Genomic DNA, 23,999 nt, shown 5'->3' with positions numbered 1-23,999 from the left:
CGTGATTGTGGTTTGTTATCTGTCTGTAAGAACAGTTTACTCCGCCGCCGTCAGTACATATTCCGCTGTTTCACAGCGGTAAATTTCCGTGACCTGTGGACGGGAACGCAGTGCAGGGAGTGAATCATCACTGATACTGAGGCGGATCCCCAGACCACAGGCTTTGCCCAGTGACGGCGGGATGTCCGTCACGGTGAAAGGCTGCCCGGCCGCCGTGAGATGCTTGCGCATCGCCACCACACCGAGCATATTTTCAAATAAAATCAGATAGTCATTCATGAACATAGATCCCCGGAGGTCACGGCTGCCTGTTTCTGTAACTGACGGATGCCGTAAATGGCAGCACCGATGGCACCGGCAAACTGCCCGTCCGGATGCGTGATCACCTCCGCCCCCAGGTGCTGTGAAAGACGCTCACAGAACGCCTGACTGCGGCTGACCCCGCCGCTGAACAGCACTGACGGCACGATACTCAGCCGCCTGGCAAACCCGCCGGTACGTTGCGCCATAGAATTGACAATTCCCGACAGAATCGACTCCGGTTCCACCCCGGCAGATCGCAGACTGATCACTTCCGATTCGGCAAAGACCGTACACATGCTGGAGATAACATGCGGCTCAATCCCGCGGATGGTGTCATCCACCGCCGTGATATCGGTGCCGAGTGTCCGGCTGATCACATCCAGAAAACGTCCGGTTCCGGCGGCACATTTGTCGTTCATCAGAAAATCCGTGAGATGCCCCTGCTCATCAAGCCGGATCACCTTACTGTCCTGGCCGCCGATATCAATGACCGTGCGGGTCTGCGGATGCAGCCAGCGTGCCCCGATCCCGTGACAGGAGATTTCCGTGACCTGTTTGTCCGCAAAGTCCGCCAGCTTGCGGCCATAGCCGGTGAGGGTCAGATACGGCCTGGTGTCGCATTCGCCGCAGAGGGTTTCCCAGGCTTCCAGAATCGCTGACTGCGGCCGGAACGGGGTCGGGATCAGGAAGCGGCGCAGGATCACGCCGCCGTTTTCATCACTGAACAAAATCCCTTTGGTGGCGGTCGAGCCCGAGTCAATACCGATACTCAGCATGACGCCTCCTTATAACATCTCAATAAAGGCGGCAATGCGGGTCGCAAGCTGACCGGTGTCAGAGGTGGAATAATCTGTCTCAATCGCCATATACGGAATATCGTGTTTTTCACGGATATGCCGGTTTATCAGCAGCGATTCCACCGCATAGGTATGACAGGCCTGGAGGATCACATCAATCACCCCGTCCACCTGATAGTCCTGCACCATCTCACTGAGCATATTCAGACGTTGTGTATTCGGTGAAATACAGGAACAACCGATAGCAAGGTATTTTTCGGTCAGGGCATCATAAACATCGGTCTGCGGATTTTCATCCACACACTGCTCGGTGGCTTTCGCGCCAGTGCAGTTTTCATAACCAACCACCCAGCCGCCGTTCTCTTCGATAATCCGCACCACTTTTTCCGCCGCCCCGCCAATCGGGCAGCCGGTGATCAGAATGCGCGGGCGCGGATCCAGCCGTTTACCGGCGGCATATTCCGCACGCACTTTGGCGGTCAGCGTTTCCAGCTCACCGATCAGAGCGCGTTTATCAAATTTGAAGGTGGCGCCATAGACCACACTGAGAATCTCACGGCCGGTCATCGCAGGCGGATTGAGCTGCCCGAGGCGGTAAAATTCAGTTAATGCACGGCGTTCGCGGTTGCGCAGATCGATAGCATCGCGGATCCCCTGTTCCGTAATTTCACAGCCGAACTGCGCTTCCAGCCGTTTCTGAAAACGGATGATTTCCGAGCGCCAGAGCGCGACAGATTCCGCACTTTCACTGTTATTCGGCAGTTGCATCACATGGACAGGTTTAAATTCCGCCATATATTCATACATTTTCTTTTTGCCGTCACAGGTGGTTTCACCGACGACGATATCAGAAAAATAGAAATAGGGGCATTTATCGGTTTTACCGAATCCGTAGCTGCTTTTGATCAGCGGACATAAGTTGCGGGGTAAGGTTTTTTCTGATTCTTCAATGGTTTCATCACTGGTTGAACAGAGAGAGACAACCGCGGCACCGGCGGCCATGGCAATTTCCTGCGGCATAAAAGTGCAATAGGTTCCCACCAGCGGGATACCCTGCTCTTTCAGTTCCATGACAGTGAGAAAACCCTGTTGGCGGGCATCAGAGAAATCAGAAAAGATCGACGGAAGTTCTGTGACTAATGACATAAGTAGACCTACCATTATCATTATTAAAGTGTGGCGCCAGAGTAGACCTATTAATAATAAGGATAATTGAGGTAAATCATATTCAGGGTGAATATCCCTGACGGAACTAAATTAACGTGATCTTAAATCACAACGCCCGGCAACGGAATTATCTGGCACCTTGTGTTGTCAGTCAGTAAGCTTCAGGGTAATCATAAACCTGACTCAGGCGTGCTGTTTATAACAGCCGGCTGCTGACGGAGGATATATGTTAACAGGAATGAATCATCTGACCCTGGCGGTCGCCGATGTGGATCGCAGCCTGCATTTTTACCGGGACATTCTGGAAATGACACTGCATGCCCGCTGGAAATACGGGGCTTACCTGACCTGCGGGGAACTGTGGATCTGTTTATCCGCAGACCCTGAAATCATTCACCGCCCTGTTCATCAGGGTTATACCCATTACGCTTTTACCCTTCCTCCCGAACAGTTCCCGGCCTTCCGCTCGCTTCTCGCCGCTCATCAGATAACGCTCTGGAAACGCAACCGCAGTGAAGGGAATTCGGTCTATTTTCTCGACCCCGACGGACATCAGCTTGAGGTGCATTCCGGCGGAATACAGCAGCGTCTGGATGCCTGCCGCGAAGCACCGTATGAAGAGATGATATTTCCGGATAACACCGGCGAATAACCGCCGGTGCCGGGTTGCTGTTATCCGCTACTGACGCAGACTGACAGCAATCCGGTTAAAGGCATTCATCAACCCGGCCGCAATTGTCAGATCACTCATTTCCGCATCAGAAAAATGAGCCTTCACACGCAGCCAGGTTGCATCATCAGTATTCTGAGCTGATAACTGTGTGACAGCTTCCGTCCATTCCAGCGCCGCCCGCTCGCGATCACTGAAACGCTCACTCACACGCCAGCCCGCGAGTGCATCAAGTTTCTCCTGAACCATGCCCCGCTTACGCAGTGCCGCCGTGTGCATTTCCAGACAAAACGCACAACCGTTAATCTGGGATACCCGCAGATACACCAGCTCAACCAGTTCAGGAGATAACGCGCTGGTTTCCAGTGCATTTTTACAGGCAATCAGCCCCGCATACGCTGCCGGACTGAGTTTCGGATAAGATAACCGTAGTGATGACATAATAAACCTGCCTTGATCAGAATGAAAAAAGTATCCGGGAGACCGGGCACCACACCCGGTGATAACACCTGGTGATATAACCAGTCATCCCGCTATATTATGGATAAATTTACAGTATCGTTATCGTCATTGTGTGGTGGCGGTTAAAACGGCCCTTTAAAAATAAAGAAAGCGCCGGCGGCAATAAATCCGAAACCGATAAGGTGGTTCAGCGTGATGCTTTCACCCAAATAGGCGACAGAAAACACCATAAAGACACACAGGGTGATCACTTCCTGCATGGTTTTCAGCTCAGCGGCGCTGTAATACCGGTGTCCGATCCGGTTAGCCGGTACTGCCAGACAATATTCCGCCAGAGCAATCAGCCAGCTGAAGAAAATCACCGCAATAAGAGGTTTACCGGCAAACTTCAGGTGTCCGTACCAGGCAAACATCATAAAAATATTTGAGAGAACAAGCAGAAAAACCGGGAGAAACTTCGCCAGCATAGGGAGATCCGTCAGTAAAAAATGATATCAGCCGCTATGTTACGCCGATCTCTGATAAACGGATATATCATCAGGATGATAGTTTCAGAAACTGACTTTCCCGCCCTTTACTTATAAAATTTGTATTTTACACGTATTCAGCCCTTTATTCTTTCCGCTGATTTCCGGAAAATTGTACTGAACTGATTGTGCGGATAACCGCATCCCATTACACTTAATATTTGTGAAAACAATTATCGTGTTTATGCGTCTATTAACTTTCTTATTATTATCAGTCTGTTTATCCGGTTATGCCGCCGGAGGATCACTGAACGGCTATTACAAATGTGAGATTTCATCCGCCAGTTATCAGCGAAAACAGGGCGCAATGCGCGATTTTTATTTTCCGGATAAACAGCGTGAATCCGTCGTTCTGTTTCATAATGACCGCTTTACCGTGCTGGATACACAACCGTCCCCGTATCACTCCCCGGTACTGACGCCGATAAAACAGTTTGCCACCATGTCAAAGCAGGATTTACAGGAGATCGGCGAAGATACCCTGATTTATGCCGGCACCTTCAGCGGGCTCGCTTATTTCACACCGTCACAGCGGCGCTTTGTTTTCGGCTTAAATAAACGCATCAGCGGTAATAACGGCTCGTTTCTGCTGGAACTGCAAAACTGCCGCCGGACGACACGCTGAGTATCAGTCACACACCAGCATCACTATCTCCCGCAGCCAGCCGAGTGCCGCGTCCCCTTCACTGCGCTGGTGCCATAACATCTGAAAACTGAGCGGAGCAATAGTCAGCGGCGGCGCAAACACCTGCAGTGAGGGGCTGAGTATTTCCGGCAGTGCCCGCTGCGCCACCGTCAGGATCAGATCCGTGCCTTCCGGCAGCTGCGAGGCGATCTGCCAGTAAGGGACAGAAACTGCAATGCGCCGCCGGTAATTAAGCAGCTGTAACTGCCGGTCAATTTCATTGGCTTCATACGGCTTCATGCTCGCCAGAATATGCGGATGCGAGAGCCAGTCCGCCATCGGCATCGTGCCGTTGGTGCAGTATTGTTTGTCGGCAACACTGACCATGGTGTCCGTAAAGACCGTTTTTGTGCGGAGAGTGTAATCCGTGGCCGTAAATACCCCGAATGCCAGGTCGAGACTGCCTTCCTGCAATTTTCCCTGCATCTCCTCGCGGCTGCCCTGCCAGATTTGCAAATCAACCTGCGGCGCGGCAGTCCGCAGATAACGGATTAATTTTCCGCTGAAAATCGCCGCCCCGTAATCAGACATAGCGATGTTAAACCGCCGTGTACAATTTTCCGGCCGGAAATCCTGCTGTGCGATCAGGTCATCAAGCTGGCTTAGTGCCTGAGTCAGCGGCGCATACAGTGCTTCCGCCTTACCGGACAGATGATAACGGCCTTGTCTGCGGATAAGCAGCGGATCCTGAAATAAATCCCGCAGCTGGTTCAGTGTGTGGCTGACAGCAGGCTGACTGCGGTGCAGAGACACCGCCGCCCGGCTGACATGGCGTTCACGCAGCAGTGCATGCAGGGTAACCAGCTGATTTAAATCTAATTTCTTTATATTATTCATGATACGAATAGTGCCCTATAAAATTGATCATTTCCGGTTCTGCCGGGGATCACCTATGATTGATGTTAATAAAACGTTAACCGGGGAGGCCACTATGTCAACCTTATCATTATCTGCTATTGCTTTGATTGTTTGTGCTTTTTTTGCCGGTGCCATTGTACCGGTACAGGCGGTCAGCAATGCAGTGTTAGCACGCCATCTGGGTCATCCGTTATGGGCCAGTCTTGTATCATTATTAATCAGCATTATTGTTTTAGCACCGTTATTATTTATTTTTAAAGTGCCAAAGCCGGTACTGAGTGCGGATTTACTGCATCAGCCGTTCTGGATCTGGATCGGCGGGATAGCCGGCATGCTGTATCTGACCTCCGCCCTGATCCTGGTGCCGAAAATCGGCGGGATAACCTTTTTCGTGATGGTGATTGCCGGTCAGCTGGTGATTTCCGCGCTGATTGAGCATTTCGGGCTGTTCGGAATGCCGAAACAGCCGGTTCAGATAGCCAAACTCGCCGGTATCGGCCTGGTGGTGGCGGGTGTGCTGGTGATGCAGTTTGCGGGTGAAAAAAATCCCCGCGATACTGACAGCGGGGCAGGAAATGCAACTCAAGCCGGACAGACAATAAAAAGATAGGTTTGGTTTCCCGGAATATTACTGCACAACTTCAGCTTCCTTCTCCGCTTCCGGGCGGCGCGAAGAACGCTGTAATAAGAAGACACCACTCATAATCAGCACCATCGACAGAATCTCTGTCACGCCGAGCTGCTCATTGGCGGCCAGAAACCCGACAATCAGTGCCACCACCGGCGGGATGTAGGTCACGGATGAGGCCACCACCGCCCCCAGATTCAGGATCAGATAGTAATAGGTCAGATACGCCACCCCGGTACCGAGCAATCCCAGCCCGATAATCAGCCCGAGGCTGGTGGTGCTGTCCTGTGCAATCGCGGTAATGCCGGTAAACGGTGTGATGCAGGCAAGGAGCACCAAAGCAAGGCCAATCTGATAGGTGGTCAGTGCCAGCGGGGCAATCTGTTTATCCGCGAGGAATTTTTTCGCATACACAAAGGAAATCCCCACACTCAGTGATCCCAGGATCATATAGCCCACCCCGGCGAGACTGATACTCTCCCCGCTGACCTGCCACGGCTTGGCGATCAGAATCACGCCGGCAAAGCCGAGCATCAGCCCGCACAGACGCATTACCGTGATTTTTTCCTGCCGCAGAAAAATCGCCGCGACAATAAACGAGAACAGCGGAATTGCCCCGCTGAGTACGCCGGAGACCCCGGAGAGCAGTAATGAGGTGCCGGAAGCAAACGCCCAGTAATAAATCACCGTGGCCAGCAACGCCATCACCAGGAAATGTCCGGTGTATTTCAGGTGCTCACGGCGCACCGCTTTCTGCATCCACGCCATCACCGCGATCGGCACAAAACCGCATAGCACCCGTAAAAAGACAATCTGTACCGGCGAGATCCACTCGCTCGCCTGACGCATAAAAATAAAATTGGTGCCCCAGATAATCCCGAGGAACGCGAAGGCTGCTGCCGTTTTACTGTTCATACTATTGCTACCCCTTTTTTCTGATGGGGCTATTGTTCTGAATCCGGGGCTGTGCTACAACCGATTTAAATTACCTTATGAAAGAGAAAAACTATTTCATGAACCGTTATCCGCCGATGAAAGCGTTGCTGGCCTTTGAAGCCGGTGTCCGGCTCGGCAGCTTTATCAAAGCGGCAGAATTCCTGCATGTCACGCCGGGCGCGGTCAGCCAGCAGATAAAAAAGCTGGAGGAAGAACTGGGCGTGATGCTGTTTCTGCGTGAGATCCGCAAGCTGACGGTGACAGAGACAGGGCAGAAATACTATCGCTTAATTCAGCCTGCGCTGGAACAGATCCGCGCCGCCGGTGAGACAATCCGCTATGCGGCGCATCATACCCTGACCCTGTCCATGCCGCCCGGGCTGGCCTCCAAATGGTTCTCCCCCCGGATGAGTGACTTTGTCCGTACTTTTCCGGGGCTGGATCTGCATCTGAACGCCACGGCTGCCCTGGTTTCGCTGGAAAAGGATAATGTCGACCTGGCTGTCCGCTATACCGATTTGTCCCGCACGCAACCGGCGCGGGTGCTGTTGTCTGACGCGCCCTGCCGTCTGTTTTGCCATCCCGCTTATGCCGCGCGGCTGTCACTTCACAGCCCCGCAGATCTGAAAAATGTGGTACTGCTGCACACCACACTCTATCCTTACTGGGATAGCTGGCTGGAACACTATGCCGGAATACCGTCCGGCGGCACGCCGTTTACCGCCGGGCTGCATTTCGATCAGTTTTTACTGGCAATTGATGCGGCGGTGCATCAGCAGGGGATACTGATTGCCAATGATTTCCTGCTGGAGCATGAACTGGCACAGCAGACGCTTATTCCTTTGTTTCCGGCACTGACGCTGCATTCCGGCAAGGGATTTTATCTGCTGCATAACCGCCACAGTGCCGATCAGGCGATGATCAGTGCCGTCAGTAACTGGTTTTGTCACGCATTTGCTCACACTGCGGAGAATACATAATGAATCTTGTGATGATTAAAATAGACAAGCTGATTTATTATTTGCAATAAACCCGTTCATCCATTTGACGACGATTCTGTATGTTAAATAAGCCTTGATCTTCTGCTGATAATGTTGAAAAATCGTCAACAAAATCATTAATAATATTCCCCGGTTTTCTCTCCGGGGTCGTTGAGAGTAATTCAGCTGCCTTAACGACAAATATCCCGCATCCGTTTGGCATATTTCCCTGCATATCGCCATTAATAAATTCGATATTATTTTCGATTACCCCTGCTATTTTTGCCGAATCGATAAGATGATTTTTTGTCTCATCCTTTAACTCACATAAAGAATTAAAGATAACGCATTTTTGATTATTATCAGTTTCATTATTATATAAAACAAACAATATCCAGTGTCCTCCCGTATTTACCGGGAAAATCTCCATCTTATCAAGGCCGTGATCGCACTGTATTTTGTCGGCAATTTGTTCAGATAACATATTTGATTTATTTACAGGTTCAATAAGACCTACAGGAAAATTTGAATCTAATCCTTTCATGGCTGTGTTTATCTCATCTGTCGTCAGCATGCGGCCCTTATTCCACAAATCAACATTATCAAGCTGCTCATGGGATGACTGGGATATATTCCCTTCTCTGAAAATAGCGGATATCTCTTGTTGTTGTGTTATATTTTCCATAGCGGAACCCGCTATATAAAGCAGTTTGGATGGTGAATAAAATTTATTCATATCTTCATTGTTTTTACCTTTCGCATCAACCGCCACGTCGTATAATTTTAAACTGGCCTGTTGAATTTCTTCGTCTATTCCTGTCTTACCCTTGATTTTCCCGCTGAATAAATCAAAAAGGATACTCTCAGCCCGTTTTCCTGCATCATCATGACGCAAAGCAAGGTTACTCGATATATCAATACAAGCAAAGTTGCCATCTGCTGCTGATTTACCCATTACATCAAGCGTGTTAATATCCACATTGTCAGTAAACAAATTATTAAATTGCTCTGCGTTAAGCTGATAATGAGAGTAAGTCTCTGTAATCATTTTTTACCCTTATAAGAAAATTTACACTCAGTATTTTTTGCCTTTTCTCTCCCTATAATCAATACGGTAATAAATGTATTTCATTTTTTGTACTCCGGAAGATTGATTTGACAGCCATCTGAACAATGCTTTACTGACAATCGCCTCACTGTTGGTGGATGGCAGCGGGGTACGGTACGGAAACCGGCAGGCAGACTGCCGGAAAAGCGGTCATCATCATATGCGCTGAGGCGGGTGCTACAACAGATTTCCCGGCATAATGTGATGGATAAGAAAGTGCTTAAATTGCTGATATTCTTCCGGATTAATGACCTGCGGATAACTCAGGATCACCAGCTCATGCGGCGGAAACTCCGGGCGGTAAGCCGGGTGGTGGTGAATATAGTCATTAACAGCAAAACCGCAGTGCTGATAAAAACGCAGACGGCGTTGCGCCACGTCATCCGTCAGCGGATCAATTTCCAGAACAACCCGCTGTTTTTCCTGACAAAAAAGTGACAACGCCCGCTGACCGACACCACTGCCGCGCATCTGCGGCACAATAGCAATGTGCTCAATATAAACCAGGGAGCCAATCTGCCAGCAGCCGGTAAATCCGGCAAAGCGATCATTATCCCTTATCTGATACAGATAATAGCCGGGCTGTGCAAACAGTTTATCCCGCCCTGCCCGCGTGCGCTGTTCATGCAGCGGAAAAGCGGATTCATACAACGGACGAATATCATCGAGCACCGGATCAGCCGGTGAAGTAACCGGAAGTAATTGCAGCATAAAAAGGTATCCAACCTGAAAAGTGAGAGTTGTCTCACACTATCAGTAATACCGGGTGACGGCAATCACCCGGTACACCCGGGGCCCTATGAAGAGACGTTCTGATTTGACCGGCTGTTTTCCGCATGCGGGAACCGGGTATCCGCCAGCTGAAAGCAGAAATCATCACGATCAATCATGCCGGTGATGCTGTCCGCATCATACAGTTCAAGCGCAAACGCCGCCATTTCATCACTGGTATGATAACGCCCGAATGCACGGTCATAATCATAAGAATCCGTATTATTTGCCACCTGACCAAATTCTGTCTGTGTGGCTGCCGGTGCCAGCACTTTTGCCCGCAGTTTTGCACCGCTGCGGATAAGCTCACGTGCCAGCCCTTCGGTATAAGCACTGACAAAAAACTTCGTGGCGCAATAGGTTACCGCTGAGGGGACAATCGTATATCCGCCCGCCGAACTGATATTGATCAGCTGCGCACCGTCCGTATGCTGATAATCCTGCACATACAGCGCCGACAACACCATCAGGGCATTCACATTGAGGGCCAGCATCTTCTCAGCTTCCGCCACCGGTTGCTCTGCCACCGTGCCGTAATAGCCGAAACCGGCATTATTAATCCACACAATAATATTCAGTGCCGACAACGAGTGATACAGCGCCGCCGCATTACCGGGCACAGACAAATCACACACGCGGATTTCTGCCGTGATGTCCGGGTTCTGCTGCATCAGCTCCGCCTTAAGTGTCAGCAGCGCATCCTCACGCCGCGCCACCAGCACCACATTATTTCCCCTGCGGGCAAAAGCGGCCGCTATTGCCCGCCCGATACCGGCGCTGGCACCGGTGATCACCACATAATTCTGATTGTTCATACAAACCTCCTTTGACATTAGTCCGCTGAGCGTAAAAGATAGAGTTCACTCGAGGTCAAGAGGTTTCTGTATGCATTATTCCATCAGTGCGTTTTCTGCCTTAACCGGTTTCAGCATCCACACCCTGCGGTTTTATGAAAAAGAAGGCATTCTGATCCCGCTGCGCCGGGCAAATAATCACCGCTGTTACTCCGCCCGTGATGCGGAATGGGTAACTTTTATCACACGACTGAAAGAAACCGGCATGCCGCTGAAATCGATAAAACATTATGCGGATTTACGGGCTCAGGGAGAGGAGACGGCACAGGCGCGTATGGATTTACTGCTGGCACACAGCGGGGCATTACAGCTGCAGATAGCGGTGCTGAATGATCATTTTCAGCACCTGGAAAGAAAGATAGATTACTACCGTGATTTACTGACCACGGCAGCAATCTGAACCGTGTCAGTCTGCGGTACGGAGGCGGAATTTCTGTACGGAGTTTTGCAGCGCCTGCGTCTGTAATTCCAGACCGGCGGCGGTTTCAGAAACGCTGCTGACCAGCGAGGCATTCTGCTGGGTCACCGTGTCCATCTGGGTGATTGCGGTGCCGATCTGCAGGATCCCCTTGGTCTGCTCCTCTGACGCAATGGCAATTTCTTTCATGATCGCAGTCACTTCACCGGAGGCGCGGACAATTTCCTCCATGGTCTCCCCGCCGCCGGCCACCAGCGTAATACCCTGATCGACGCGGGATACCGCATTCGCTATCAGCCGTTCAATCTCTTTGGCGGCATCCGCACTATTACTGGCCAGTGTCCGCACCTCACCGGCCACCACCATAAAACCACGTCCGTGGACACCGGCCCGTGCTGCTTCAATCGAGGCATTCAGCGCCAGAATGTTAGTCTGGAAAGCAATACTGTTTATCACATTGGTGATTTCAGCAATTTTCCGTGAACTCTCAGAAATTTCGTCCATTGTGCGGATAACAGCGGCGATCATTTCATGGCCCTGATGCGCCGTTGAAGACGTGACTTCCGCCAGTGCGCTGGCATGATGCGCGTGATCCGCATTCAGTTTCACTGTCGCGGTGATCTCTTCCATACTCGCTGCCGTTTCTTCCAGCGCCGCTGCCTGCTGTTCGGTACGGGAGGAGAGATCGGTATTACCGCGCGCAATCTCAGACGCACTGTCACGCAGGGTATCACTGCCTTCGCGGATAGAACTCACAGCGTCCCGCAGACTGTCCTGCATTTCGCTGAGCAGCGGGAATAATTTACCGACACAGTTGCGTCCGGCGGCGTCACTTTCCACCGGCCGGCTGAGATCACCTCCGGCAATACGGCGGAAATGCTGACGGATATTGTTCAGCGGGCGCTGCATCATCTTCACCAGATAACGGTCAGCGAAAATCAGGATCAGCAGACCAAACAGTGTGCCGCTGATAATCACAATCCGTGTGGTGGTCATCAGGCCGTCCACCAGGGTACGGGTCTGTTCGATCCGCGCCTCAGCCACCTGCGTGAACTCAACACTGACAGTACCGAATTCTTTGCTCAGCTGCGGGGTGACATCATGGGACTGTTTGCGGTAACCCGCCTGATCCCCCTGCTCCGCCAGCTGCATCTGGATTTTAACTCCCTCATCATAGAGCACCTGCCAGCGGGCAATGACCCTTTCTGACATCTGCACATCCATCGGCCCCGGAGAAATCCGTTTCATCTCCGCCAGGTGCAGCCCCATATTTTTCATTGCTTCCGCAGACGGTTTTAAATCCGGTATTTCCCCTTCCGCTTTTTTCTGCATTTCACGGTTCAGCCTGGAAATAAAGCGAAAATACTGGTCATTCCCCTGATTCAGTACGGTCAGCTGCCGGACGAGCTGACGATCGGTCGCATTGCCGTCAGACACTCTCGACAGAGACCAGTCACTGTAAAAACTGACACATCCGAGTGTCAGACACAAAATACCGAGTATCGACAGCATGACGAACCGGATGGATAAGTTTCGAAGTAACTGCATACAGTTTCCTTTAAGGGGTGACAAAATAATCTGGCGCCATACGGATACTGTTATCGGCAGAAAATTCAAAAGTTATAATTTTTTGTTATTTTTTAAAATTTTGTTGTTTTTCAGGTTAATAGCTGCCCGCTTTTCGCCGGGTCAAGATCATTCTCCGGCCAGCAGTCACAAAATCACATAAAAAAAGACAATTCCTGATAAAAAAATACAAAGGCGGGCGTGCGGCATACAGATATTTACACTCCTTGCGGATATAAAAGATAAATTCATTTAATATTATAGGGTTAACTTTTTTTATCGCCCGATAACTGACTGAGCGATATCACTCTCTGCCGGTAATAAAAAAATGAACATAGACGGACTTCGCGGAAGTATTATTCAGAGTCTGGTTTTGTGGATTGAGCAAAATCTGGAATCCGATTTATCGCTGGATATCATTGCCGCACGGGCGGGATATTCCAAATGGCATTTACAGCGTTTATTTAAAGAGCATACCGGTGTGGTGATCGGAAAATATATCCGCGCCCGGCGTTTATCCTGTGCAGCCAGAGCATTGCGGATCACCAGCAGCAGTATTCTCGATATTTCGGTAAAATACCGCTTTGATTCACAGCAAACCTTCTGCCGCGCCTTTAAATCACAGTTTAATACCACCCCATCAGCTTACCGCAAGAAAGCGGGCTGGGACAGCAACGGCTTTTGTTTTCCGCTGCAGGCAAAGAGCCCTGTTCCGTTTCAGCCGGAGCTGACCAGATTACCGGAAATACAGTTAACAGGCTCTCATCATTATCACCGGAAAAACCTGTCAGACTGGCAGACAGAAAACCGGAAATTCCGGCGTGAATTCTGGGAAACATTTTTTAAGGAAGTGGATATTATTCCGGCGGATTTGTATGCCATGCATGCCCCGTATGAATCAACCGCAGATAATATCAGTTATGCCTATACCACGGCGGTCATGCCGTCGGTATTGTCAGCAGACAGTATCCGCCGTGCATCACTTTCTCCGGTGACCTTACCCGGCGGGGATTATCTCAGAATTACCATTGATCCGGCCACGCTGAAGGATCTTCCCGGCGATTACAACACGATTATTCATGCCGCTTATTCCGGCACACTGGCAGAAATGAACCTGCTGCGCAGACGGGGCCCGGATATTGAGCACTACAAACTGCTGCCCGCAGAGCGGCATGATGAGTTTATTGCCAACGGCTTACAGTATGTGGAAGTGATTAATTACTACATCCCGGTCATGCTGTAACAACGCATTACGGACAGTTCTGATGAATACCGATACCGGCAGCATTGCTTTCTGTATAGCCCGGTATCATCGGCTATTTCCCCTTCAGAATGAAAAATGGTGACATTTCGTCCCTCTGTTTTTATCGCGCCCTACCGGAAAATCTAAAGTCTTCCGGATAAATACCGATAATACGCTGTAACCCAGCTATAATGTACAACCCAACATCATGATTCGCATGATATTTCTGCATAACGCAACATATTCTGTCTTTTTTATCAGATAAACTATTATTGAACCTTTATTTACTCATGATACGTGTTATTTTACATTTACGCTTTAAACTTGTGAACAGGCACATTGTGGTAATAATTTGTAATATCTCAGGTGTTTTGCATTTAAACAGATATAACACCATGAAGTGTAATGATTTTTTAAATTTTACATTATGAAATATATGTTTTTATTATGTGTATTTTATGTTTGACTATATGAAAAAAGTCATAATTTTAGGCATTTCGATATATTATTTTAGTTAGTGATGTATTTATGGAAAATTACAAAAAACACAAATAGTGTATTTATCTGATTATATTGTATTATTTAGATATTAACTCTTTTTAGTTGCTAATTTAAAAAATTTTATCAACAAACCGCAATTTTGATTAAATATTAATTAAATTTTTTATTTGTTTACAATCAATATATTAACGTATATTTTATAAATAAATAGTCATAACAGAGAATAAATAAAGGTAACCGGCATTTACAAAATAATTAACATTTACACAGAATTTATATTTACTTATTTATCATGACATTACAGAATAGATAAAAAATAAAGACCACGAATTTTAAATACCCCATAAATTGTTAACATCCAAAAAAGATTACAACGATCAAAGAATCGTTATTGATAGTTTTTACCTTTCAATAATTGCCCTTTGATCGTTATAACTAACTTTACTTAGCACCTGTAAGCGCTAATACTTAATCCCGAAATGCAACTGCGCTTTTCCTGCCATATTTTATTATGACGGAAATCGGGTCTGTATTATCTGATTAGTTATTCAGAATACCTTGCATATTATTCCCATAAGAAACCCGGTAATTTTTGAGTACGACTCATGATGAATATAAATAAAGTTGTTGGAGAACAGATCAGAGCACACAGAAAAGAACAGGGATTATCCGGTTCAGAATTAGGTGACAAATTAAAATTAAGTCAGCAGCAGGTTTCACGCTATGAGCGCGGGGAATGCAATATTCCGCTTGATATGCTGTTTACTATTTCACTGGTTCTGGAAGTGCCTTTTGTCAAGCTGTTTGGTGATCTTGATAGCAGCCGGGATTATATGTATTAATTTTAGTATTTCACTTTTTTCATTTCTGGTACACACAACACTCAAATTGTATCTGAAGATTAACCTCTTCAGATGTAGTGGTTTACTATTCTGTTGAGATAGTAAAATTTGAAGATGGCGTTTATTTTTTAGGAATTCAGTATTATGAAATTAAATATTATTGGTGCATCTGTTGTATCCGCTTTATTATTCTCCGCTGCTGCTTCTGCTGCAGATCCGGTTATTGTAAACGGCGGCAACGTTCATTTTACCGGGGAACTGGTTAACGCAGCCTGTGCAGTCAGCACTGAAAGCAGCAACCAGACTGTTGAATTAGGTCAGTACCGTACAGCTAAATTAGCGGCGGCCGGCGACATGACGACACCGGTTCCGTTCAAAATCAAACTGGTTGACTGTGACCCGAGTGTATCCGCCACTGCGGCTGTTGCTTTCGCCGGTCAGAGCATGGATGGTGATGCTACATTATTAGCAGTAAATTCAGGTACAAACGCACCTGCTGCTCAGAATGTCGGTATTCAGATTTCTGACAGCACCTCTGCCATTTTATCACCAAACGGCAGCAAGTTCTCTGCAGCAAAAACACTGAACGAAGGCACTAACGTATTAGACTTCTCTGCACGTTATGTTGCCAAAGGTGTATCCACACCGGGTCAGGCAAATGCTGATGCCACTTTCGTTGTTAAATACGAATAATCAATTACTGAACGTAATTAATTAAGTAAATAAAAACTCTCTCTGTACAGAATTATATTTCCTTAATTCTGACGATGGATTGTGCCTGTAACAGGGAGCAGAGAGGGTTTTATATATCACCGGCTGTGCCGTAAACCACACCGGATAATGAAATACCATACTCTATGCGTTATTTCTGACAGAGAATATTAAGAGGTCCATCTGTGATTTATAATTATTTAAAAAATAGTGCATTGATATTGTTTTTCACTCTGATGTCAGGATTTGCTTATTCAGCATCAAATCAGAACTCAGGAATTGCACTCGGTGCAACCCGGATTATTTATCCCCAGGATGCTAAACAAACGTCCCTTTCTGTGATTAACCACAGCCCGAAAGAACGTTTTTTGATCAACTCATGGGTTGATAACGAAAATGGCAAAGAAAAAGATTTCGTTATCACGCCACCATTATTTGTGATGGAACCTGCCAGTGAAAATATTCTGCGGATTGTTAACCTGGCTCAGGATCTGCCGAAAGACAGAGAATCTGTTTTCTGGCTGAACGTAAAAGCGATTCCGTCCGTGGATAAAGAATCACTGGAAGGAAAGAACGTACTCCAGCTGGCTATTTTGTCACGGATCAAATTATTTGTCAGACCGGTGAATTTACCCATCCAGACCGAAGATGCAGCGGAAAAAATCACCATTACACAGAAAAACGGCGCAATTACGATTGATAACCCGACGCCGTATTACACCACCTTCGTCAATATCATGTTAGACGGGCGTCCGCTGGATAATGTCATGGTTGCACCATTCAGTGCCCATCAGATTGCCGGTAAAAACGGTCGCAAACTGACTTATCAGACCATTAATGACTATGGCGGACTGCGCAAGCAGCGCGACGTGAATCTTAATTAAGACATTCTTTATTTTATTGTTGTCATGCAGGGAACAGGGTGAAATGAGTAACATCAAAAAGGTTTTCACACATACGCCGGTTTATTTTGCTGTGCTTGCGGCGGTTACGTGTTTTTTCCCTGCGGGAACGGCCGGTGCGAAGCCTTCCTTCAACGCCGCGTTTTTAACCGATGACCTGTCTGACGCGGATGTCTCTGATTTATCCCGCTTTGAATCGGGCGGCTATCAGCCGCCCGGTACTTACCTGGTTGAATTGTCCGTTAATAATGATTTTGTCTCCTCCTCTGAGATCACGTTTACCGAACTGAAAAATAAAGAGGGTGAGCCTTATTTATTCCCCTGCTTCAGTGCGGATACCATTATGGGTTTCGGGGTAAATATCGCCCGTCCGGAGGAATTAACAGAACAGGATAAGCAGTGCTTTCCGTTTACCGAAAAAATTCCGGGCTCAGAATACCACTTTGATTTTCAGAAACAGCGGCTGATGCTCAGCTTCCCGCAGGCCAGTCTTTCCGGACAGGCGCGCGGCTATATTCCGCCGGACAGATGGGAATCCGGTATTCCGGCGCTGTTTATGAACTATTTCGCCTCCGGGAATAATAACTCGGACAATACCAGCAGCTACTACGTGAACCTGAACTCGGGGTTTAACCTTGGTGCATGGCAGTTCCGTCAGTCCAGCTCCTGGAATTACAACAAAAGTAAAAATGCCAGCAACAGCCAGTGGCGCAGCCTGATGAACTACGTTCAGCGGCCGATCATTGCCCTGAAAAGCCAGCTGGTTATCGGTGACGGAAACTCGGACGGCAGTGTCTTTGACTCTGCCGGGTTCCGTGGTGTGCGGCTGTTTTCTGTCGATAATATGTATCCGGACAGCCAGCAGGGCTATGCCCCGACCGTGCGCGGTATGGCAAAAACCGATGCCAAGGTGGTTATCCGCCAGAACGGTTATGTTATTTATCAGGTGTATGTCCCGCCGGGCCCGTTTGTCATTAATGACTTAAACCCGGCAACCTCCAGTGGTGACTTACAGGTGACCGTTGAGGAAAAAGACGGCACTCAGCAGCAGTATGTTGTGCCCTACTCCACACTGCCGGTGCTTCAGCGTGAAGGCCGCGTGAAATATGATGTGATGGCCGGGGAGTTCCGCAGCGGTAACAGCAACCAGGATAAACCGAAGTTTGTCCAGGCGACACTGCTCGCCGGTCTGACACGGGATATTTCTGTTTATACCGGGACCCAGCTGGCGGACAAATATAAATCAGTACTGATCGGAGTCGGTCAGAATATCGGCCGTTTTGGTGCCTTCTCCTTTGATGTCACCCATGCAAACAGTGAACTGGCGGACGGCTCAAACCACAGCGGGCAGTCATTCCGTTTCCTGTACGCGAAATCCCTGAACACCACCGGCACCACGTTCCAGTTATTGGGCTACCGCTATTCCACCAAGGGCTTCTATACCTTAAACGATGTCGCGTATAAACAGATGTCCGGGTATGAATATGCGCCGGACGGCGAGGATGGTGATACCGGCAAGCCGATCATTATTAATTATCACAACCTGCTCTATAACAAAAAAGGGCGTTTTCAGGTCAATATTTCGCAGTCATTTGATCAGTACGGCTCACTCTATATATCCGGTAACCAGCAATCTTACTGGAACCGCAGCGGTAAGGATGAGTGGTATCAGGCCGGGTATTCCAACAGCTGGAACGGGATAAATTATTCCGTGTCCCTGAGCACCACCAAAGCGCTGGAACTCAATGAGCGCGATAACATGCTGTCGGTGAATGTGTCCGTGCCGTTCTCCTCATTCTCGTCGCGTAACGCGCGCAGTAATGATGCCTTTAATAACGCTTACGCCACCTTCTCGGCCACCAATAACTCCGGCGGACGGAACGCTTACCGCGCCGGTGTAAACGGCACGCTGCTGGAAGGCAGAAACCTGAGCTATTCCGTCTCGCAGGGGCATGTCAGCCAGCAGGGTTATAACGGCTCGGCCGGTCTGGATTATCAGGGTACCTACGGCGATTTCGGGATCAGTTACAACTACGACCCGGATCAGAATCAGCTCAACTACCGGGCTTCCGGTGCCGTGCTGCTGCATGAAAACGGATTGACATTCGGCCAGTCAATTAATGATACCACCGTGCTGGTCAAAGCACCGGGGGCTGCCGGTGTGGCTGTGGAAAACTACACCGGGGTGAAAACGGACTGGCGCGGTTACGCCATCATTCCTTATGCCTCTGCTTACCGGAACAACCGTATTGCGCTGAATCCGGATTCATTTAATGACAATACGGAAATCAAAAATAACGTGCAGAACGTGGTACCGATCAGCGGTGCGGTTGTCCGTGCCACATTTGATACCAGTATCGGGATCCGGGCACTGCTCTCGCTGACCCATAACGGCAAACCCATCCGCTTCGGCAGTATGGTGCAGGAAACAGGCTCTCAGATCAGCAGCATCGCTGATGATGACGGACGTGTGTATTTAACCGGCCTGCCGCTGACCGGGAAATTACTGGTGCAGTGGGGGAATCAGCCGGGTGACCAGTGTACTGCGGATTATGATTTTACCCGTCAGGAAATCAAAGGGCCGTTACTGCGGACCGCGCTTGAATGTAAATAGAGAGTTAATGATGAAAAAGAGATATGCAATCCCGTTATTAATGGCATTTTTACCTCTTCCGGCGCTGGCTGTGGTATGCAGTAATGCGGCGGGCGGAACCAGTGAGGTTTTTTATGACCTGACAAACAGCTTTACCTCAGCCAATAACCAGGTCGGGGAGATAAAAACCTTAAACAAAGAGTTCAGCGCACGGGTAATGGCGGTTTGTCCGAGAAGTGTCGGCAGCAAAAGCACCACAATGCGCAGTTATGTGGCCAATATTCCCGTGGTCGAAACCGAAGGCCGCTATAAATACCTGAAGCTCAATGATTACCTTATCGGCGCCATGAGCATCACTGACAGCTATGCCGGTACATTCTATCCGCCGCAGGAATATGTACAAATGGGGATGCACCCCAACGTGGCTCTGGGAAATCCGTTTGAAGTGCTGGATCGTAACTTTATTTTCCGGCTGAAAGTGACCCGGCGTTTTGTTGACCAGGTGGTTATTCCGAAAAAAACATTATTCACGGTGTATGTCACCACCGGTAATTCAGATCCGCTGAGCGTACCGGTCTATACCATCAGCTACAGCGGCGTGATTAATGTGCCGCAGCAATGCAAAGTCGGCGTTAATGATATTGTGGTGATTAACTTCGGTAAAATCGGTTCGCAGTTATTCAGCCAGGCCGGTGCCGGTAATAAACCTGCCACAGTGAATAAAAAACTCGAAAATATCGCGATTCAGTGTACCAACGTGGAAGCGAAAGCGTATCTGACACTGCGTATCGAAGCGGAAAAAGTAAACGGCAATATGATTGTCTCCGATAACCCGGACGTCGGTTTTATGGTCGGTGATAAAGACGGTAATGCACTAACGCCGAATAATATCGGCAGTGTGATTCCGTTCCGGCTTGACGGTGCCGGTTCTGCCCGGACCGCCATTACCGCCTGGCCTGTCAGCGTGACCGGTAATAAACCGAAAGAAGGTGTTTTCCAATCCCGCGGTTATTTACGCGTTGACTACGAATAACAGGCACGGCAATGAAGAAACACATTAAACAAGTTCTGCTCCCCCTGCTGTGCGGTGGTCTGCTGATACAGTCAGCCGCCGCCTATGAACTCGGCCGGGTGAATATTGAGTTGTCCGGTGAGATTGTCGCTTACAGCTGCGGGGTCGAAGTTTCCCAGGCAAATAAAAAAGTTGAGCTGGGGCGCTGGGCTCTGAAGAATTTCCGCGCCGCCGGTGATAAAACACAAGCCATGCCGTTCAGTTTTCAGGTCCGGAACTGCCCGCCTTCTTCTGCCGTCACCTTTGTCTTCAGCGGTAAGAAAGATAAACAGGACAGCTCACTGCTGGCAATCAATGAAGGGGCAAGTGCGGCGGGCTCTGTGGCGGTGGAGATCCTCGACAGTCAGAAAAACCGGCTGCCGATGGAAACCAAAAGTCCGAAAATTGCCATGGATATTAACGGCAACGGTCAGGCACAGTTTTATGCCAACTATATCGCCACCGGCAACCGCCCGACACCCGGCATTGCTGACGCGGATGCCACCTTTATGATTACTTACGACTAATCCCGCCTCTCCTTACCTGCGCCAGCCCCGCTGACAGCCTCCGGCTGTCAGCGGGTAAATCGTGCTGTTTCCCCTGAAGTTGCATCTGAAATACTTTTTAAATTTTGAAAAGTATTTTAAGATTGAATCTTAATCATCTGTTTGACTTCAGGAGAACACAGATGGAACGCATCATCATTCCGACAAACTACATTCATATCCGGAGCACGCCGCTCTGGACCAAAGAAACGGCACCGGAATCTATCTGGCAAAGGCATCTGGATAAAGGCACCCGTCAGGGCGTTTATCCTAAATTGTCTGTTATGCAGGGCACCATTATCTACTATTCCTATGCGGATGAAACCAGCCCTGAACCAACTGATACCCTGGTAATAGAGGCCGGGCAGTTCGGTGTTTTTCCGCCGGAAACCTGGCACCGGATAGAAGCTGTTACTGACGATACGGTGTTTAATGTTGATTTTTATGTCGCCCCAGAGATCCTGACCGAGGAATAACACAATCATGAACGACGAAAACAAAGGCTTTTTATTAACGCTGATCAATGAAGGTAACGGCCAGAAAGCGGAGAAACACTTTCTGAATCCGAAAAAGTTATATATTCCTGAGATTGCTGCAGAAGAAATCGCTTTGCTGGTCAGCGAATTAGACGGCAAAGAAAAAATTAATGATGCGGCACTGATGGTCACCATGACCAATAAGAATAATGGTGTGTCAGTGGATAAAGACGTCGGTTCCGCCGCTGAATTAGCCGATGCGGAAAATGCGGCGCAAATCGTCAAAGATCTGATTAATATTATCCGCGGCTATGATATGGATGAAGAAACCAATATCTGCGGATGGTAACAGTTCTGTCTGTACCGTGAGGGGAAAACCGGTTTCCCCTCCGGATTAAAATAATACTATATGCAAAACCGTGCGGATGAGAATACCGGCCAGTGCTGCCGGGATCACATAACGGAACAGACGGACAAACCGCGAACTGATACCGAGAAAAATGCCGATCCCCGGTAAATCAAATGTCTGGATCAGTAACCCGGCAGATGCATTAATCTGATTGGCGGTTACCGCGCCCTGCTGTACCAGATCAGAAATCACCCCGAAATACGCCGTCCCGCCGGCCACGCATTTCACCAGGGCGGGCAGTACAAAACTATCCGGAATATGCATAACATTCAGTACCGGCATCAGAATATGGTGCAGCCATTCAATCACCCCGGCGGCCTGCATTAATCCGACAATGGATAATGACAGGATCAGCATCGGGATAGCCCCGAGTGCCAGGCGGATAGCATCCGCCCCCGCGCTGTTGATAACCGACAAAATCCCCTGATTATTCTGCTCCGCATCCGGCAGCGGCTCTGAGTTCACGGTCTCTGTCGCCGATAACCGGCGGCCGGTGACATACCAGGTAAAAGCCGCCGCACACAATCCTCCGGCAACAGAAACAATAATGGCGGTTGTCCAGTGCAGCCCGAACGGCATCAGCGGATAAAACACATTCCCCTGCCCCATGGCAAAGCACATTGCCAGGGTTGCAGCCATATGGCGGTCAGACACCCCCCGCTTATCCATAATCGCGAGTGTCGCCAGCGGTGCGGCAAAACTGACAAAGTTTATCTGGATCAGCGCAAATGCACTCATCCCGGTTAAGCCGAACGGTTTGAGTAAAGGTGCCAGCCAGCGGACGATCACATCCAGTACGCCTCTGACAGAGAGGTATTTCATTATGATCAGCATCACGACCATAATCGGTAATAAGGTATAAAGCGCGACATCAACGGAGGATTTCCCCGCTGAAATGATAATACTGATGACATCCATGGAATAAATACGGAAAGTAACTGAATCGGTTTTCCGGATTATAACCCTGAGATTTCAGAAGTAATTCAATTTTTTGAAGTGGCTCAAATACAGCAGATAACAACAGCCAATCCTGTATTTTCCGGTAATTTATTCAACCGGATGTTATTTTGCGGGATCAATAACCAAAAAATAACCCCGCATGATCATTCGTTGTTACCGCTCACCGCTATCCTGATGATTTAAATCATAAATATGACCAGAGCAGTGACAGCGGCATCACCAGTATCAGCGCAGGCAGCAGGTTAATCACCGCAAACATTTTAATACCGCAGATCCGAAGCCCGGTCGCGATCAATAATACCCCGCCCGCAGCGGTAAAATCCGCCATCATAGCCGCTGTGGTAAACGGCATCAATAACGCACCGCTGCCCGCCAGTGCCAGCTGAATAATCAGCATCGGCGCGGCAATAACCGACACCGCAATACCCAGTGAACAGGCAAATATCATCGCGGTGAAAAAATCCATAAAAGCCTTGGTCAGCAGAACGGTCGGATCTCCGGTCATGCCTTCATGCATCGCCCCGAAAATCCCGGTACCGCTGACACAGAACAGGAATATCAGCACCACATAGTTTTCAATAAAACTTTCCTGTGCCCCGCTCCGTACCGGAAGCCGGTTTTTTATTTTACCGGCCACCGCATTGATTTTATTTTCCAGGCAACACAGTTCACCGATAACCGCCCCGAGCAGCACCGACAACACCATCACCGGCATATTGGCGCATTTTATAATCAGCAACACCCCGATAGCGAGTGATGCCAGCCCGAATACGGACGGCATGGATGTCCGGATACGTTCCGGCAACCGGTGGCTCAGCCCTGCCCCGGCAATTCCGCCAATCAATACTGCGGCGGCATTAATAAATGGTCCGGTAACCAAACGTTACTCCTGCTTTTTTTATCCGGATCTTATGATTATACGGAACCGGTACCATCCTGTACGTGTACCTGTCCGCAAAACAGGCGTAATAAAAATAAAAAGCGGGTATTAACGCGGATGTTACGTCAGGCCGCACTCCGGAAAAACCCGGCTGAA

At 48.9% G+C, this 23,999-nt stretch carries 27 protein-coding genes; 14 read left to right on the top strand and 13 right to left on the bottom strand.

Features of this window, described 5'->3' with window-relative positions:
* Window positions 1-36: 36 nt before the first annotated feature.
* The 3 genes from U868_RS0110930 to U868_RS0110920 are packed head-to-tail and all read right to left on the bottom strand — an operon-like array spanning window position 37 to window position 2,246.
* On the bottom strand, window positions 37-279 hold the full coding sequence (locus tag U868_RS0110930; RefSeq protein WP_025153327.1) for a putative Se/S carrier-like protein: 243 nt from the start codon (window positions 277-279) through the stop codon (window positions 37-39).
* Window positions 276-1,079: an acyl-CoA dehydratase activase gene (locus tag U868_RS0110925; RefSeq protein ID WP_025153326.1), complete on the bottom strand. Its 804-nt coding sequence runs from the start codon at window positions 1,077-1,079 to the stop codon at window positions 276-278. The genes U868_RS0110930 and U868_RS0110925 overlap by 4 nt, the downstream gene beginning before the upstream one ends.
* A 9-nt stretch (window positions 1,080-1,088) precedes the next feature.
* Entirely contained in the window at window positions 1,089-2,246 is a 1,158-nt protein-coding gene (locus tag U868_RS0110920) for a double-cubane-cluster-containing anaerobic reductase (protein WP_025153325.1), read from the bottom strand.
* A 247-nt stretch (window positions 2,247-2,493) separates the two neighbouring features.
* Here U868_RS0110920 and U868_RS0110915 point away from each other — a divergent pair, with 247 nt between their 5' ends.
* Window positions 2,494-2,919, top strand: a complete 426-nt coding sequence (locus U868_RS0110915) for a VOC family protein (RefSeq protein WP_025153324.1) — start codon at window positions 2,494-2,496, stop codon at window positions 2,917-2,919.
* 27 nt (window positions 2,920-2,946) lie between these two features.
* Here the strand turns inward: U868_RS0110915 and U868_RS0110910 are convergent, their stop codons facing one another.
* Together U868_RS0110910 and U868_RS0110905 are read right to left on the bottom strand one after the other, a co-directional pair.
* Complete coding sequence (locus U868_RS0110910) at window positions 2,947-3,378, bottom strand: carboxymuconolactone decarboxylase family protein (protein ID WP_025153323.1); 432 nt, start codon at window positions 3,376-3,378, stop codon at window positions 2,947-2,949.
* 143 nt (window positions 3,379-3,521) lie between these two features.
* The gene (locus U868_RS0110905; protein ID WP_025153322.1) at window positions 3,522-3,866 is read right to left on the bottom strand and encodes a DMT family protein; all 345 of its coding nucleotides are present in this window, start codon (window positions 3,864-3,866) and stop codon (window positions 3,522-3,524) included.
* 244 nt (window positions 3,867-4,110) lie between these two features.
* Between U868_RS0110905 and U868_RS0110900 the strand changes: the two genes are divergently transcribed.
* Window positions 4,111-4,551 carry a hypothetical protein gene (locus U868_RS0110900; RefSeq protein WP_025153321.1) on the top strand — a complete coding sequence of 147 codons (441 nt, stop codon included), beginning with the start codon at window positions 4,111-4,113 and terminating at the stop codon, window positions 4,549-4,551.
* 3 nt (window positions 4,552-4,554) lie between these two features.
* On the opposite strand, the gene U868_RS0110895 is transcribed toward U868_RS0110900, so the two are convergent.
* Window positions 4,555-5,448, bottom strand: a complete 894-nt coding sequence (locus U868_RS0110895) for a LysR family transcriptional regulator (protein ID WP_025153320.1) — start codon at window positions 5,446-5,448, stop codon at window positions 4,555-4,557.
* A 94-nt stretch (window positions 5,449-5,542) separates the two neighbouring features.
* Here U868_RS0110895 and U868_RS0110890 point away from each other — a divergent pair, with 94 nt between their 5' ends.
* Entirely contained in the window at window positions 5,543-6,079 is a 537-nt protein-coding gene (locus U868_RS0110890) for a DMT family transporter (RefSeq protein WP_025153319.1), read from the top strand.
* 18 nt (window positions 6,080-6,097) lie between these two features.
* On the opposite strand, the gene U868_RS0110885 is transcribed toward U868_RS0110890, so the two are convergent.
* The gene (locus U868_RS0110885; RefSeq protein ID WP_025153318.1) at window positions 6,098-7,012 is read right to left on the bottom strand and encodes a DMT family transporter; all 915 of its coding nucleotides are present in this window, start codon (window positions 7,010-7,012) and stop codon (window positions 6,098-6,100) included.
* A gap of 98 nt (window positions 7,013-7,110) precedes the next feature.
* Here U868_RS0110885 and U868_RS0110880 point away from each other — a divergent pair, with 98 nt between their 5' ends.
* A complete protein-coding gene (locus U868_RS0110880; RefSeq protein WP_025153317.1) occupies window positions 7,111-8,013 on the top strand; it encodes a LysR substrate-binding domain-containing protein in 903 nt (300 codons plus the stop codon).
* Window positions 8,014-8,050: 37 nt separating this feature from the next.
* On the opposite strand, the gene U868_RS0110875 is transcribed toward U868_RS0110880, so the two are convergent.
* The 3 genes from U868_RS0110875 to U868_RS0110865 form a co-directional block, all read right to left on the bottom strand.
* Window positions 8,051-9,061: an ElaD/SseL family deubiquitinase gene (locus U868_RS0110875; RefSeq protein ID WP_025153316.1), complete on the bottom strand. Its 1,011-nt coding sequence runs from the start codon at window positions 9,059-9,061 to the stop codon at window positions 8,051-8,053.
* 237 nt (window positions 9,062-9,298) lie between these two features.
* Window positions 9,299-9,832: a GNAT family N-acetyltransferase gene (locus U868_RS0110870; RefSeq protein WP_025153315.1), complete on the bottom strand. Its 534-nt coding sequence runs from the start codon at window positions 9,830-9,832 to the stop codon at window positions 9,299-9,301.
* Between the two features lie 86 nt (window positions 9,833-9,918).
* A complete protein-coding gene (locus tag U868_RS0110865; protein ID WP_025153314.1) occupies window positions 9,919-10,707 on the bottom strand; it encodes an SDR family NAD(P)-dependent oxidoreductase in 789 nt (262 codons plus the stop codon).
* 70 nt (window positions 10,708-10,777) lie between these two features.
* Here U868_RS0110865 and U868_RS0110860 point away from each other — a divergent pair, with 70 nt between their 5' ends.
* Window positions 10,778-11,146 carry a MerR family transcriptional regulator gene (locus U868_RS0110860; protein ID WP_025153313.1) on the top strand — a complete coding sequence of 123 codons (369 nt, stop codon included), beginning with the start codon at window positions 10,778-10,780 and terminating at the stop codon, window positions 11,144-11,146.
* A gap of 6 nt (window positions 11,147-11,152) precedes the next feature.
* On the opposite strand, the gene U868_RS0110855 is transcribed toward U868_RS0110860, so the two are convergent.
* Window positions 11,153-12,712: a methyl-accepting chemotaxis protein gene (locus tag U868_RS0110855; RefSeq protein ID WP_025153312.1), complete on the bottom strand. Its 1,560-nt coding sequence runs from the start codon at window positions 12,710-12,712 to the stop codon at window positions 11,153-11,155.
* 346 nt (window positions 12,713-13,058) lie between these two features.
* On the opposite strand from U868_RS0110855, the gene U868_RS0110850 reads away from it, so the two are divergent.
* The 9 genes from U868_RS0110850 (at window position 13,059) to U868_RS0110810 (ending at window position 21,943) form a co-directional block, all read left to right on the top strand.
* Window positions 13,059-13,973, top strand: coding sequence for an effector binding domain-containing protein (locus tag U868_RS0110850; protein WP_025153311.1), 915 nt, complete (start codon window positions 13,059-13,061; stop codon window positions 13,971-13,973).
* Between the two features lie 1,106 nt (window positions 13,974-15,079).
* The gene (locus U868_RS23605) at window positions 15,080-15,316 is read left to right on the top strand and encodes a helix-turn-helix domain-containing protein (RefSeq protein ID WP_051583046.1); all 237 of its coding nucleotides are present in this window, start codon (window positions 15,080-15,082) and stop codon (window positions 15,314-15,316) included.
* Between the two features lie 144 nt (window positions 15,317-15,460).
* The gene (gene fimA / locus U868_RS0110840) at window positions 15,461-16,009 is read left to right on the top strand and encodes a type 1 fimbrial major subunit FimA (protein WP_025153309.1); all 549 of its coding nucleotides are present in this window, start codon (window positions 15,461-15,463) and stop codon (window positions 16,007-16,009) included.
* A 206-nt stretch (window positions 16,010-16,215) separates the two neighbouring features.
* The gene (locus tag U868_RS0110835; RefSeq protein ID WP_205275505.1) at window positions 16,216-16,911 is read left to right on the top strand and encodes a fimbria/pilus periplasmic chaperone; all 696 of its coding nucleotides are present in this window, start codon (window positions 16,216-16,218) and stop codon (window positions 16,909-16,911) included.
* A gap of 43 nt (window positions 16,912-16,954) precedes the next feature.
* A complete protein-coding gene (gene fimD / locus U868_RS0110830; protein ID WP_025153307.1) occupies window positions 16,955-19,543 on the top strand; it encodes an outer membrane usher protein FimD in 2,589 nt (862 codons plus the stop codon).
* 7 nt (window positions 19,544-19,550) lie between these two features.
* On the top strand, window positions 19,551-20,555 hold the full coding sequence (locus tag U868_RS0110825) for a fimbrial protein (RefSeq protein WP_025153306.1): 1,005 nt from the start codon (window positions 19,551-19,553) through the stop codon (window positions 20,553-20,555).
* Window positions 20,556-20,566: 11 nt separating this feature from the next.
* Window positions 20,567-21,100, top strand: a complete 534-nt coding sequence (gene sfmF, locus U868_RS0110820; protein WP_025153305.1) for a fimbria assembly protein — start codon at window positions 20,567-20,569, stop codon at window positions 21,098-21,100.
* Between the two features lie 161 nt (window positions 21,101-21,261).
* Window positions 21,262-21,594, top strand: a complete 333-nt coding sequence (locus tag U868_RS0110815; protein ID WP_025153304.1) for a DUF1971 domain-containing protein — start codon at window positions 21,262-21,264, stop codon at window positions 21,592-21,594.
* Window positions 21,595-21,601: 7 nt separating this feature from the next.
* Window positions 21,602-21,943 (top strand): DUF1869 domain-containing protein, encoded by a 342-nt coding sequence (locus tag U868_RS0110810; RefSeq protein WP_025153303.1) that lies wholly within the window; start codon window positions 21,602-21,604, stop codon window positions 21,941-21,943.
* A 45-nt stretch (window positions 21,944-21,988) separates the two neighbouring features.
* On the opposite strand, the gene U868_RS0110805 is transcribed toward U868_RS0110810, so the two are convergent.
* Together U868_RS0110805 and U868_RS0110800 are read right to left on the bottom strand one after the other, a co-directional pair.
* Window positions 21,989-22,921, bottom strand: a complete 933-nt coding sequence (locus U868_RS0110805; protein ID WP_025153302.1) for a nucleoside recognition domain-containing protein — start codon at window positions 22,919-22,921, stop codon at window positions 21,989-21,991.
* 226 nt (window positions 22,922-23,147) lie between these two features.
* Complete coding sequence (locus tag U868_RS0110800) at window positions 23,148-23,843, bottom strand: DUF554 domain-containing protein (protein WP_025153301.1); 696 nt, start codon at window positions 23,841-23,843, stop codon at window positions 23,148-23,150.
* Between the last annotated feature and the right edge of the window lie 156 nt (window positions 23,844-23,999).

Origin of the sequence: Morganella morganii H1r (assembly GCF_000633515.1) — a bacterium.
Classification (GTDB): Bacteria; Pseudomonadota; Gammaproteobacteria; order Enterobacterales; family Enterobacteriaceae; genus Morganella; species Morganella morganii_B.
This window is presented reverse-complemented; position numbering and strand designations above follow the sequence as displayed.